General features: G+C 61.8%; 11 protein-coding genes. 5 read left to right on the top strand and 6 right to left on the bottom strand.

Annotation, left to right across the window (positions count from 1 at the left end):
- Nucleotides 1-17 precede the first annotated feature (17 nt).
- Nucleotides 18-1,928, bottom strand: a complete 1,911-nt coding sequence (locus tag R3F07_02760) for an ABC transporter ATP-binding protein (GenBank protein MEZ5275286.1) — start codon at nt 1,926-1,928, stop codon at nt 18-20.
- A gap of 571 nt (nt 1,929-2,499) precedes the next feature.
- Here R3F07_02760 and gluQRS point away from each other — a divergent pair.
- Nucleotides 2,500-3,351 carry a tRNA glutamyl-Q(34) synthetase GluQRS gene (gluQRS, locus tag R3F07_02765; GenBank protein MEZ5275287.1) on the top strand — a complete coding sequence of 284 codons (852 nt, stop codon included), beginning with the start codon at nt 2,500-2,502 and terminating at the stop codon, nt 3,349-3,351.
- Between the two features lie 174 nt (nt 3,352-3,525).
- Nucleotides 3,526-4,527: a vitamin K epoxide reductase family protein gene (locus R3F07_02770; GenBank protein MEZ5275288.1), complete on the top strand. Its 1,002-nt coding sequence runs from the start codon at nt 3,526-3,528 to the stop codon at nt 4,525-4,527.
- 93 nt (nt 4,528-4,620) lie between these two features.
- Here the strand turns inward: R3F07_02770 and R3F07_02775 are convergent, their stop codons facing one another.
- On the bottom strand, nt 4,621-5,790 hold the full coding sequence (locus tag R3F07_02775; protein MEZ5275289.1) for an amidohydrolase family protein: 1,170 nt from the start codon (nt 5,788-5,790) through the stop codon (nt 4,621-4,623).
- A 141-nt stretch (nt 5,791-5,931) separates the two neighbouring features.
- On the opposite strand from R3F07_02775, the gene R3F07_02780 reads away from it, so the two are divergent.
- A complete protein-coding gene (locus tag R3F07_02780; protein ID MEZ5275290.1) occupies nt 5,932-6,294 on the top strand; it encodes a hypothetical protein in 363 nt (120 codons plus the stop codon).
- A 6-nt stretch (nt 6,295-6,300) separates the two neighbouring features.
- Here R3F07_02780 and R3F07_02785 read toward each other — a convergent pair whose 3' ends face one another.
- Together R3F07_02785 and R3F07_02790 are read right to left on the bottom strand one after the other, a co-directional pair.
- Complete coding sequence (locus tag R3F07_02785; protein MEZ5275291.1) at nt 6,301-7,275, bottom strand: carbon-nitrogen hydrolase family protein; 975 nt, start codon at nt 7,273-7,275, stop codon at nt 6,301-6,303.
- 229 nt (nt 7,276-7,504) lie between these two features.
- Complete coding sequence (locus tag R3F07_02790) at nt 7,505-9,133, bottom strand: peptide ABC transporter substrate-binding protein (protein ID MEZ5275292.1); 1,629 nt, start codon at nt 9,131-9,133, stop codon at nt 7,505-7,507.
- A gap of 260 nt (nt 9,134-9,393) precedes the next feature.
- Between R3F07_02790 and R3F07_02795 the strand changes: the two genes are divergently transcribed.
- A complete protein-coding gene (locus tag R3F07_02795; GenBank protein ID MEZ5275293.1) occupies nt 9,394-11,199 on the top strand; it encodes a carbohydrate porin in 1,806 nt (601 codons plus the stop codon).
- A 184-nt stretch (nt 11,200-11,383) separates the two neighbouring features.
- Nucleotides 11,384-12,067: a DapH/DapD/GlmU-related protein gene (locus R3F07_02800; protein MEZ5275294.1), complete on the top strand. Its 684-nt coding sequence runs from the start codon at nt 11,384-11,386 to the stop codon at nt 12,065-12,067.
- A gap of 33 nt (nt 12,068-12,100) precedes the next feature.
- Here the strand turns inward: R3F07_02800 and R3F07_02805 are convergent, their stop codons facing one another.
- Nucleotides 12,101-12,430 carry a cytochrome c gene (locus tag R3F07_02805; GenBank protein MEZ5275295.1) on the bottom strand — a complete coding sequence of 110 codons (330 nt, stop codon included), beginning with the start codon at nt 12,428-12,430 and terminating at the stop codon, nt 12,101-12,103.
- Between the two features lie 160 nt (nt 12,431-12,590).
- A complete protein-coding gene (locus tag R3F07_02810) occupies nt 12,591-13,007 on the bottom strand; it encodes a DUF4242 domain-containing protein (GenBank protein MEZ5275296.1) in 417 nt (138 codons plus the stop codon).
- Nucleotides 13,008-13,233: the final 226 nt, after the last annotated feature.

Genomic DNA, 13,233 nt, shown 5'->3' on the forward strand with positions numbered 1-13,233 from the left:
GTTGAACCGTCTGCGGCCTAGACCGTATGGGTGAGTTCCCTCTGGAAGTCGGATTCGAGGCTGCTCTGAATGCGCCAGAGGCGTTGGTAGAGTCCGTCCTGAACGATGAGATCTTCGTGGCGGCCTTCCTGAATGACCCGGCCGGCTTCGAGAACGATGATCCGGTCGGCGTGCGCGAGGGTCGAAAGGCGGTGGGCGATCACGATGGTCGTCTTCTGGCCATGGCGGCCCTGCAGGGCATTGAGGATGGTGGACTCGGTTTCGCTGTCGACCGCGCTGAGGGCATCGTCGAGGACGAGAATGGGCGGATCGCGGACGATGGCCCGCGCCAGGGCGACCCGTTGACGCTGACCGCCGGATAGGGTGATCCCGCGTTCGCCGATCTGGGTTTCGTATCCATGATCGAAGGACAGGATGGTCTCATGGATATGTGCCATCTGGGCAGCCTCCATGATATCGGCCCGGCTGGCCGACTTGCTTCCGAGACGGATGTTCTCCTCGAGGGTCTTGGAGTAGAGGAAGGGCTCCTGCATGACGACGCCGAACTGGGACCGGATCCACTTGCGGTCGTATTCGGTCAGCTCGACCCCATCGATCCGGACTGAGCCCCGGGTGTAGTCATAGAGGCGCAGAAGCAGGTGGATGATGGTGGATTTTCCCGAGCCTGAAGGTCCGAGGATGGCGAGGGATTCGCCGGGTTCGACGCGGAGGGAGACTCCGTTGAGGGCATGGTGGGGTCTTTCCGATGAGTCGCCGGCCTGGGCGGTGCGGTGCGAGAACCAGAGATCGTCGATCTCGATGCGACCTTGAATCATGCGCGCCGAGATGGAATGGGATTGCCCGCCGGCAGATTCATGGGGAACGGCGAGGATGTCGCGGGTGCGACCGATCGCCACCACGGTCTTGCCCAGGTCGGTCAGGATCCGGCCCATCTGGCGGACCGGCCAGAGGAAAAGGTCGAGGAAGGCGACGAAGGCAAAGAGGGTGCCCACGCTGAGGGTGCCTTGTCCGATGAAGTAAATGCCGGTGATGATGACGAGTCCGTACTGGGACAGCGTGATCAGGTCCGAGGCCGACCAGTAGATCGACATGATCCTGACCATGCGCAGACTCTGGTCGCGATAGCCGGCATTGGGTTCGGCGAACTTGCGGATCTCATGATCCTGTCGGGCAAAGGCGCGGACGACCCGAATGCCGGTCAGGTTTTCCTGGACCACGGTGGTCACCTTGGCTTCGGCCTGATCCACATCGAGAAAGAGGTGCTTCACCCTGTTGAAATAGGTGTAGCCGAAAGTCACCATCGGGAGGATGAGGGCGAAGGAGATGGCGGTCATCCGGCCGTCAAGGTAGAGCATGACCGGAATGGCCGTCAGCATGAGGATGAGCGCGTGGCTGACTTCCACCACCTGGGTCGAGAAGGCCATCCGGAGGGTCTCCACGTCGGAGGTGCACCGTTGGACAAGGTCTCCGGTGTCGGCGGTGTCGTGGTAGGAGGCCGGGAGGTGGTGGAGATGGTCGTAGAGCTGGTCTTTTAGCTGGCGGGCAATGCCGTCGGAGGCGAGAGCGGCACCTTTGCCTTTCAGGTAGGAGAAGAGGCCGGCGATGACGGTCAGGGCGACCATGGCGATGGCGGGCAGCCAAAGGTTTTCGCGGACGACCTCCACTCCGCCGAAGGCGTCGAGGATGCGGGCGGTCAAGCCCCCGGCTACGGGGGTCTTTTCATGGGCGGCGGTCCCGATGGCGTAGTCAATAGTCGCCCGGCCAACCAGAGGAACGAGGTAGGTGACGACGGTCCCCGCGAGCAGGGCGAGAATGGCGCCGGCATAGAGCAGGCGGAATCCTGACATGAGCTGCCAGAGCAGGTGGAATTGTCGCCAGCCTTTCTGGTCGGACCGGGCGGGGCCGGTCTTTTGGGGCTCGGAATTCATGATGGTGAAGTAAGTTTGAAGTCGGAATCGGTCGGGAGAAGGAGGGAATGGCCTGAAAAGCAAAAAGGCCCGCTGAGTGTTCAGCGGGCCAAGGGTGAAAGTTGGGTTGACAGGCCGGCCCGCTGGTCAAAACGCGGGCAGCTCTCGTGGCTTAAATACGAATGGCTGCGTCCGCGCACATCCCCGTCGCAGGGATGCTGGTTTTATTGAAGTAGGCGCGGCAAATCATACGGAAACCTCCGTTTCTTCATCAGGTTACAAACCCGGATATGAAAAAGGGCAAGAGCGAATTTCTCGGTTGACGGATTGAAGGCGGGCGCAGGCGTCGGATTAGGTGGGCGAATAGACGCGGCCGGAAAGGTGGGGTGTTCAGGAGAGGTAGTGGCGGCAGTCTCTTGCCGGAATTCCACGTTGAATCGCCCCAAGAGACTGGGGCGGCTACACTTGGGAAATTGAGCGACGGAGAATTGCCCGGTCAGAGCTGAAAAAACAGCTTATCTTGGGACCACTCCGGGGAGCCCCCTTTTTCTTGTTTCCGCGGATTCGGCTCTCGGTTATGGGCATAGCCACGATGGCGAATCCCGCGTACAGAGGGCGACTGGCGCCGACCCCGACGGGGCGGCTGCACCTGGGTCATGCCCTGACCTTCCGGACCGCCTATGAGCGATGCCGGGAGCGGAGCGGGATCCTGATCTACCGCAACGAGGATCTCGATCCCGATCGTTGTCGACCCGAGTTCGTGAAGGCGGCGTTGGAGGATCTTCGCTGGTTGGGCATCGAGTTTGATGAGGGGCCGCTCAATCAGAGCGAGCGGATCCCGAGCTACCGTAACGCCTGGTCAATCCTGCGGGAGAGAGGATACCTCTATCCCTGCCGTTGTTCGCGGCGGGATCTGCGGGAGGCGGCCCAGGCGCCTCACGACGGCGGTGGTGAACCGATCTACCCGGGCACCTGCCGTCCGGGAGCCGGGGACGGATCCTTGGACTGGCCGCCGGCTCCCGGCGAAGGGGAGGTCTGCTGGCGTTTTCGAGTGACGGACGGGGAAGAGGTCGGTTTCCTTGATGGGCGGCTGGGGCGGCAGGCCTTCCGGGCGGGGCGGGACTTCGGCGATTTTGTGGTCTGGCGGCGGGACGGAATCCCGGCGTACGAACTGGCGGTGGTGGTGGATGATGCCGCCATGAGCGTGACCGAAGTTGTGCGGGGGGCTGACCTGCTCCTCTCGACCGCCCGGCAATGCCTCCTCTACCGGGCCCTCGGCCTCGGGGAACCGGCCTTTTTTCATACGGCACTGGTGGGCGGCGCGGATGGTCGCCGGCTGGCCAAGCGTGATCAGGCGGCCTCGATCGGGAGCCTGCGGCTGAGCGGTCTGGGTCCTGATGAGGTTCTTGCCATGGCTCGGAAGAACGTGATCATGGTCCGGTGAACGCACAAATGAGTTCATTCGTTGAACTTGGCGAATCAACCGATTCTGGGCGAATCGGTAGGAGAGGCTTTACGCCTCGATTGACAGTCGGATCGAGGCGTAAAGCCTCTCCTACGCAAGCAAGGGGGAGAATCGGTCCTGGAACAAGTTTTCTGGAACATATGCCGAGATTCGATGGGGGACGCTGATTCATCAGTCGGGTATTCGTTTCGCGGCTTGGCCGGTGCCCTCGTCTGTGGGGCCGGGGCGGGATTGGCGGGGTATTCCGTGCTGGTCAAGCTGGCGGCGGTCCCGTGTTTCTCGGCTTCGTGCGGTGCCGTCATCAACAGTGAATACGGGGATCTGTTCGGGTTCCCGGTGGGGTTGATCGGTCTGGTCCTCTGGGGGGCGTTTCCCTGGGTGCCGCGAGTTGGTCAACTGGGGCTGAAGGTCGCCCTGGTGGTTGGATCGATCATCTTCATCCTGATCCAGGCGTTTCTTCTCAAGCAGTTCTGCCCGATTTGCCTGGCCCATGCCGCGGCCTGTTTCCTGGTGGCCGCGCTGCCGATTCCGGGGCGCCTCACATCGGCCACGGTTTTTCTCGGATTGGGGCTCGCCCTCGCGGCAGCGGTGGGTGCCGACGCATGGAATCGACGGCAATTGCTCGACCGGATCGGTGAACGCGGGAGCGGTCCGGCAGAGGTCGTCTCTCCTGGTCGGATTCCCGGTCTGCCCTGGCTCGGATCGGAGGAACTGGAGGACGTCCGACTGGTTGTCAGTCTGTCGTGTGGACAGTGTCAACGCATCCTGGAAGATTTGCTCTCCGGCGGCGCCTTTGATCGACCGACGGCTCCGCTGCTTTTCCTCTCGGAGGATGGCAATGAGGAAGTCACCCGGGTGGCTCTGGCTGCGGTGCTTTCGGTTCCGGAATCGGCGCGTCCGGATGGATTTGCCCGGGTTCTCGGCATTCTGCTGGTGGATCCTTCCATCCTCGCCCGCGACGATGGGGAAACGGCCGGTTTTCTTTTGTCAGCGGAGTTTCCCGGTCTGGAGGCCCACCTTGCCGAAGCCGCTGATCTGCTGGCCGCGCATGCGGAAATCCTCCACCGTCTCGGGATCGTAGGCACCCCCGCCCTGGTTGTCGGCGGCCGGCCCGCCGCTTTTGAGCGGTCGTTGGTGGCGGGGGATCGGCTTTAGCAGGACTCATGGGTAGGAGTGGCTTTGTGCCTCGATCAACCTTCGCATCGAGGCGTAAAGCCTCTCCTACAGATTCGCCTATCGTAGACCCCTCTACCCTCTTGGCGTCCGCTCGACCTGAGCGGGCATCGAGATCGGGAATGCGTTACCGTTCAACCAGGTGGCCCGGAGCCGCGGTTGAGGCTCGACCTGGAAGAGGCAGAAACTCGCGGCGGATCCCACCTCCAGCCGATGGGAGAGGCCGAGCCAGTCCGCCGGTCGGGTGGACATGGCGGTCCACATTTCGGACCAGGGAAGGCCGGTCAGCCGGGCGGCCCGGAAGACGGTCTCAAAGGGAGTCAGGGTGGAACCTGCAAGCCGACCGGAATCGGGCATCCGGGCGATGCCGTCTTCCCCGATGTCGATTTCCAGATGGCAGATGGTGTAGCGGCCGGGAGGGGCACCGGCTCCGGTCATGGCGTCGGTGATCAGGATGAGGCGGTCGCCGAGGGCCCGGCAGATGACCGAGAGCGCGTGGGGCGGGATATGGTGTCCGTCGGGTATGACCGAAGCCATCAGTCCGGGCCTCGAGAGCGTGTGGAAGATCACGTTCTCGAATTTGGCATTGGGATCCGGGGTCGCGTTGCCAAGGTGGGTCCAGAGGTCGGCCCCGGCCCGGATGGCCTCGTCGAGGGTCTTGCCCATCGCGCTGGAATGGCCGATGGCGATTCGGATGCCGCCGGCCGTAGCCGCCCGGATGAAAGGCAGGGCGGCCTCCATGGCGCATTCGGGCGCGAGTGTGACCATGCGGACGGACTGGCCGGAGATTTCCTGCCAGCGTTCCAGGAGGTCTGTGTCCGGTGGTGTCATCCAATCGGGATGGTGGGCACCTCTGTATCCAGGATCAGGATTCAGGAACGGGCCTTCCATGTGAAAGCCGACGCAGTTTCTGACCGAGGTCCGGTTGATGGCCTCGGTCAGACCCGCGAGGAGGCCGTCGGCCGCCGATCTCTCGTTGGTGATCAGGGTGGCGAGGAAGTGAGTGCAGCCGTGGTTGAGCAGGGCGCGGCAGGCCTTGTCCCAGGCCCGGGCGTCAGTCAGCGGGCGGTTGAAGTCGACTCCGGCAAATCCGTTGACCTGGATATCGACAAGCCCCGGTGCGATCCAGGGGAGTGAGGTATCCTGGTCGATGGCCGGGCGGATCTCCGCGATGGTCCCGTCTGCAACGACGACATCGATCGGCTCAGCGGTCAGGTAGTGGCGGGCCTGCAGGGTGGAAGTCATGTAGAGGAGAGGGAAGGGATGGGAAGAAAGGATGGAAGAAAGCGGGGGAAATGGGAAGAGTGGAAGGGGGTGGGACGGGAAGAGGTCGGAATCGGTTCGGCTTGGCAATTTTCGTGCGGATGGTTCACCCTGTCGAACATCATGGCCAAAGCAAAACCACCGATCGTCATTGAACCCGAGGCCGTCTATGCCATCACCCTGCACATCAAGGGCGAGAACCTTTCCCGGATCGTGGACGGCCTTCCAGGCGGGCTCACCGTGGAACAGTCGATACTTTTTCGTCTCTTCCGCGAGACGGTCTCAGGCAGCCTGAATGCAAAGCATTTTCTGGAATGGCACGAGGCCTTTGAAGCCGCCTTGTCGGGCATTCAGCCGGTCAAGGTGAAGAAGGCCCAGCGCCTGGAGCCGATTCCCCCGTTGGCGCCGGACCGTCCGGCTGACCCGGAAAAAACCGCGAAGAAGGTGGTCGGATCGGGACGAAGGAAGGCCGCGAAGAAGAAGTAAGGCGGGTCAGCGGTGCTGCGGCCGATCCCGATAGGGAGGATCCTGGGCCTCGGGTTCCCGACCGTCCCGGAGGGCGGCGTAGGTCTTCCGGTGCCGTTCGCGGTAATCATCCAGGCGCTCCAGTCCGTGGAGCCTGACCAGTTCAGCCACCGGCAGATCCGGGTCGTTGCTCTGAATGAAGAGGAGGGCTTCTTCCTGGCAGGCACGGCAGCTCACCCGGTCTCCATAAGTGGCCCGGAGTTCGTCCGCAATCTTCGGGTGGAAGTCGAGGTGGCAAACCACCGTGTCCAGATCGATCATGGCCAGGGCAGTGTGTTGTGATTCGCAGGTCTGCGCGATGACCTCACCCATCGGATCGATGATGCGGGAGCGATGGCCGCGTGAGGACGAGATGACCGGGCATTTCAGCTGATAGGCCATGTGGTCAAGGGAGCGGCCCCCGTCGTAGGCCGACGGCCAGAAGACCAGTTCCGCCCCTTTTGCGGCCAGTTGCAGCCAGGTCTCCGGGAAGATCAGGTCAAAGCAGATCTGAATGCCGATCCGACCAAAATCGAGATCAAAGACCGGGAGATCCGCCGGGCCTGGATGGACACCGTTTTCCAGGGTCCGGTAGTCGTGGCTGGAAGTGACCGGCTGCGCCTTGTGGTAGGCCCCGACAATTTGACCTCTGCGATCAAGGATGACGGCCGAGTTCAGGAAGCGGGGGCCGTCCCGCGAGAAGAGCGGGCAGATGACATGGGCGTTGGCCCGGCGGGCCAGGTCGGCGCAGACCTCGGTGGTCGGCCCCGGGATGGTCTCGGCGAGGTCGTTGAGTGAGCCTCCTTCGTAGGGCCAGGTGAAGGTTTCCGGCAGGCAGATCAGATCGGGTCGGGAGGAAACGAGGGCCTCGGCTTTCCGGAGCAGGCGATCCCGGTTCTCGTCGGCCGAGGCAACGACGTCGTAGTTCTGGCAGACGGTGGCGATGCGGACTTTTCTGGGCATGATCGGGGCGGGCCGAGCCCGCGAAGTTGGTGGGTGGAAGATGGGAGGTGGGGTCGGAGGACAGGAAGAACGGAAGAATGGAAGATCAAACCACCGGATCCGGATCGATGTGACAGCTTTATGATTTCCTTCAGCGCGAACCTGTCCCGGCCCATCAGATGGTGTCGGGAGCGCTTTCTTCCCTTATTTTGTTTTCCCTCTCTCCGCAGGTCGCTCAGAATCGCCGGATTTATTCGGCATCGAGATAAACGTATTTGTAGGGGTGATTGTCGAGGATGGTCGGGTTCCATCCCTTGACGGCGGGATCGAGCAGGTAGGCATTGGTGTAGAAATAGATCGGGAGCATGGGAGCCTCCTCAATCAGCACTGCTTCCATCTTTTGGAAGATGGCGAAGCGTTCATCGGGATCGCGGGTGCGGGCGGATTCCCGAAGCATCCGATCGTATTCCGGATTGGACCACCCGGTCCGGTTGTTTCCGTTGCCTGTCTCGAACATGTCGAGGAAGGTATTCGGATCGGCGTAGTCCCCGATCCAGACGCTGATCGCGAGGTCGAAGTCGAGGTTGTTCATCGAGTCCAGGTAGACCTTCCACTCCTGGTTGACCAGGATGATGTCGATCCCCAGGGCGGACCGCCACATTTCCTGGATGGCTTCCGCGATGACCTTACCATTTTCCGAGGTCGGGTAGAGCATTTCGATCCGGGGAAGACCTTTCCCGCCCGGAAAGCCGGCCTCGGCCAGAAGCCTACGGGCATCGTCCGCCGTACCTTCGAAGCGGGCCGTTGCGGTGTAGCCACCGGTGTTGGGCGGGGTCAGGTTGTAGGCCGGGATTTTGCCGGTCTTGTTGACGTAGGTGGTGAGGTGCTCCCGGTTGATGGTGAGGGCAAGCGCTTTGCGGACGCGGGGGTCGGCCAACTTGTCCCGGGTCACGTTCGCGCGGATGTACATGGTTCCCAGAAACGGATCGATCCGCAGCAGTTCGGGATAGTCCCGCTTGTAGACATCGACCTTGGAGAGCGGGATGCCGTTGGTCTTGTGGAGTTGCCCCGAGCGGAACATCCGTTCCTCGGTCTCACCACTATCGACCGGGTGGAAGTGGATGGCGTTGAGGCGGACTTTGTCCCGGTCCCAGTAGGTCTCGGATTTCTCCACCTCGACCACCTGGTTGGGGATCCACTTTGTGATGACAAAGGGGCCGTTCCCGACAAAGTTTCCCGGCCTCGTCCAATGGCTGCCCTTGCGATCGAGGCCTCCAAACTTCTCCACGGTCGGGATATGCACGGGGTACCAGGAGTAGTGGTTGAGCAGGTTGAGGAAGTAGGGGATGGGCTGGGCCAGTTTGATCTCGACCGTCAGCGGGTCGATCTCGCGAAACCCGACGGTTGAGAAATCGGCGGTGTCTCCCCGGTGGAAGGCCTCGGCCCCTTCTGCCACGTAGAGCATATAAGCGTATTCGGATCCCATTGACGGGGTGAGCATGCGTTGCCAGGAACGGACGAAATCATGGGCGGTGACCGGGTCGCCGTTGGACCAGCGGGCGTTGTCCCGGAGATGAAAGGTGTAGGTCAAACCATCAGGTGAAACCTCCCAGTGGGTGGCCACCCCGGGCACCGGATGCAGGTCGATCGGGTCCTCGCTGACCAGACCCTCGGTGAGGGCGGTGATGACATTGTGTTCGGTCTTGCCGGTGACGGCGTGGGGGTCGATGTCGACGAGTTCGGCACCGTTCCCGAGATGAAGAATCTGCAGGCGATTGCCCGCCTCAACGGTGGTCTCCCGCTTGCCGCATCCCGGGGTGAGAAGCAGAAGCGCGGTGGCGGCCGAGGTGGCCAGGGTCTGACGATCAAGGAATCGCATGTTGCAGGAACGGTTGCAGGGAGCCTGCAGAAGTGCAAGCGAACGGCCTCTGATCCTGTGTGCTTGGTTCGGCCTGATCCAGGCGAGAGCCGATGCGGGTTTTGACGTCGATGGGAACACGGCCAGGCCGAGCGATGGCTGGGCTGTGAATACCATACATACCCGGGAGAGCTTCCTGCGTCCTGACGGGATGAAAAAGCTCACTATTCAATACGGCACCGGGCGTCCCTCACCGTCAATTCGGGTAATTTTCTGAGACATTGGTCTTCGAGAGCGGAATCGACCGGGTGGACGACGGGGAGACCGGGTTGAGCGGTTCCCTGATCAAACTGACCATCGCACCGCAGCTTTCGATCGGGCGCGGTTTCAACAGTCGCCCGGTCCTGCGCCTCTACCTGACCTGGGCCGCCTGGAGTGATGATTTTGTGGGTCACGTCGGTGGCTTGGATTACACCAACAGCAGCGATGGACTGACCCTGGGCATGCAGATGGAGACCTGGTGGTTGGCGGGCGGAGCCGGTAGGGGTTCGCAGAGTCGCTCCGAACCGTTTCGAGGCATTGGCTCACAAACCGGGATTGTCATTGCCGGGGCCGCCCGGTGTCATCCGCATATGATGAAGATGGCGGCGCAGACATTCGGCATCACGGTTGCCGAGGGCATAGAAGGTCGATCGCTGACCCGGCAGAAGGTGGGCAAGGTCGTCGGACCACTGAAGACCACCGTCTTTCTTTTCGAAGACGGCGAGACCCGGATCTGCCTGATCACGTCCCATTTCCTGACTCATTTCTACCGCTTCAGCAATCTCTACCGGAAACGGATCGCCGAGGCGCTCGGCCTGCCTTTTGCGCAGGTGTTGAGCTTCTCTTCCCACAATCACTGCGCGGTCAAGATGGTCCACGATCAGTATGGTTTCGGTCGGGCCGAGCGCGACCTCTGGCTTGAGGAGAAGGACCTGACGGATGAGGGACTTGAGCTGCTGAGGCGATCGATTGATGAAATCTGTCGCTTACCCGCCCGTCTGGAACCGGTCACGGTGAAGTGGGCGGTCGGACACGAGCGTCGCATTTCGCACAACCGCAAGGGCCATCGGGTGGATGGTACGACCTATTTCATGCGGGAGGAAGATCGGCTGAAACTGGGCGCGGACTTCAACGGCGACATCGACGACGACGCCCCGGTGGTCGGTTTCTTTGGGACCGACGGGCGACCCCGCGCCTTCCTGACCTGGTTCACCGGCCACCCGGTAACGGCTTATGATCCGGAGCACCTCGTGGTTTTTGGCGAGTTTCCCCAAGTGGCCTGTGATCGTCTCTCCGAAGCTTTTGGCTGCGTGCCGGTCGGTTTCCTTCAGGGTTGTGCGGGGGATGTCAGCGTGAAGGGTTTGTATGGACAGAAACCGCTCGAGGAGAGCATCGCCGATGCCACCCGCTATGGTGAATGCCTCGGGGAGACCTTCATCGAGGCGGCCGGGCGATTGAAGGACTCGATGTCGGACGCAATCGGGCTGCTGAGCCGGGTGGTGGAGTTGCCCTACGCCGGGTTGCCGCCGTTGGAGACGCTGGAGGCGCGGATCACGGAGACCGATGTTTTTCTTGAGCGTTGTGCGGCGGGCGATCCGGATACGCGGACGGTCTGGGGCTTGAATTTCCCCGAGCGGATGTCGCCGACCTACCGGGCCGCCGCGGTCAAGCCACTGAACGCCTGGGCAAAATGGGCCCGGGGTCTGACGGCCGGGGAGTCGAAGGAACGGGTTCCGACCCACGCGGAATTCGAAGTCAACGTCCTGAGACTTGGAGACGTGGGAATCGCGGGGCTGTCCTGCGAACCCTTTGATGCGATCGGCCGGCAGATCAAAAGGGCGGCGCCGCTGCCCCTCGTTCTGCCGGGCGGATACATGCATGACACCTCCCTGGCCTATGTGCCGGATTCCGGCAACAACGGCGATCTCGAATACATGAGTGCGTTCTATCGCTACACCACGACCATGTTGCCCTACGCCCAGCCTGCCGGCGATCGCCTGGCGGAGGCGGCGTTGGCTATGCTGACTGAACTTGGCTCGGGATGATTTGGAGCACAGTCGATGTCACGAGTCAGCGTAGGCTGTAGCCGCGGCAGTCCCTTGCCGCGAATCCACCTCGAATCGCCCCAAGAGGCTGGGGCGGCTACACCAGATTACTGGTGGTTTCGGACGCTCCCTCCAGGCGATCCGCAGCGTTGCCTCTCGATCGTCGGAAGACTATCGTCGTTTCATGTCCTCTACAATTGACCCTCTTTCGTTTCCCAATGCCCGGATCGGTGAGGGTACGGTGATTGAGCCGAATGTGCAGGTGGGTTTCCGCTACCATCCGGATTGCGGACGAACGGTGATCGGCCCCGCAAGTATCATTCGGATGGGTACGATAATCTACGGTGATGTCGTGGTGGGGCGTTTCTTCCAGAGCGGGCATTATGCGGTCATCCGCGCCCGGGTGACGGCGGGGGATCACTTCGCCCTGGGGCACCATTCCGTCCTGGAGGGACTGATCGGGATCGGCGATGGCGTTCGGATCATGGCGCGGGTTTATGTCCCGACCCGCACGCGGATCGGGAACCACGTCTTCATTGGACCGGGCTGCACCTTCCTCAATGACAAGCGGCCGGCGCGGTTGCCGGAAATGAGGACGCCGGTTGGGGCAACGGTGGAGGATGAGGTCATGATCGGCGGAGGGTGCACCATCCTTCCCGGGGTGAGGATCGGAAAGCAGAGTTTTATCGCAGCCGGAACGGTCGTGTCAAAGGACGTGCCGGCGCACAGTCTGGCCATTGGCAACCCAATGCAGATCAAGCCGCTTTCGGAGGATATCGACCGGCCCAATCTTCGATCCATGATGGAGGCGGAGCTGGACCTCTGGCATCCCCAGGGACCGGACCCTGCGGACGTATCGTGGGTGTGAGACGGTTCTTTCCGGGATCGTCCCAGCCGGAAGCTATTGCTTCAGGCCCCTAACGTAGTGGACCAGGGCCGTGATTTCTTCATCGGTCAGGCCCTCGATTGGCTTCATCAGGGTCTTCCCGCTTTCGTCCTTGATCCCTTCCTTGATGGCCTTGAAGGCCGCCTCATCGGTAAACTCGGCCTGAACCTCGGCTTTCGTCAGGTCGCCGAGTTTCAGTTTCTTCCCCATCTTGGTGTCGCCGTTGCCGTTGGCCCCGTGGCATTTCTGACAGGATTCGGTCCAGACGGCGGCAGAATCGGCCGCATAACCGCCAACGGCAAATCCAAGGGAGAACAGAAGCGATAGGGGCAGGAGTTTCTTCATGCTCTCATCATATCAGCCTGGGATTCGGGAATACAATCTCCGACTTGAGCGATCACCCTCGATCAGGCGCGGGGTCAGCCTGATCTGTCCTTGACCGATCCGACGGGTGACCCGGGGTTCCCCGACCGAGGGATCCCTCACGGACAGTTGCTCGAGAACTTCACTCCTCGGCTGTAGCCGGGGAGATGATGTGGGCGACTTCGCTGACCGAGTTGGCCGGAAATCCACCCTTCTTTGCGTGCTCGACCACCAATTCCTTGTTCGCCGCGGTGTAGATGCAGTAGATCTTGTCCCCCGTGACGTAGCTGTGCAGCCATTGGATTTTGGGACCCATCTCATGCAGCACCCCGCAGGAAGTCTGCGAAATGGCCTTCAGTTGGTCAGCCGTCAGATTTCCCGCTCCGGGAATGCCGCGCTCAATCACGTAGAGGTGCTGACCGGCCGGCACATCCCCGAGGCTGACCGCCCCTGAGCTTTCGGTCGTCTGTTTGGCCTCCTGTCCTCCTGCGAGGGCATTGGCGATGGCGAGCATCGACAGGCAAAGAATGGAGGTGGGGATGATTCTTCGGTTCTTCATGATGGGTCGTGGATGACAGAGTTGTCAGGTTAACCGGAGCCGGTGCCTCCTTCGCATTCCAAACGGAATCCGACTGAGGCAGGGGTAGTGGATCGGGCCATAGTCTACCCGATTCTCCCGCCAATGACCAAGGCCATCGAGCGGAAATATCCGGCCACTTGAGTCCGGGTCGATTCTGGTCGAAGCGGCCCGCCGGTTCGTGCTCCCGACCGGGTGGGGTGACCGT

This window comes from Opitutaceae bacterium (assembly GCA_041395105.1).
Lineage (GTDB): Bacteria > Verrucomicrobiota > Verrucomicrobiia > Opitutales > Opitutaceae > B12-G4.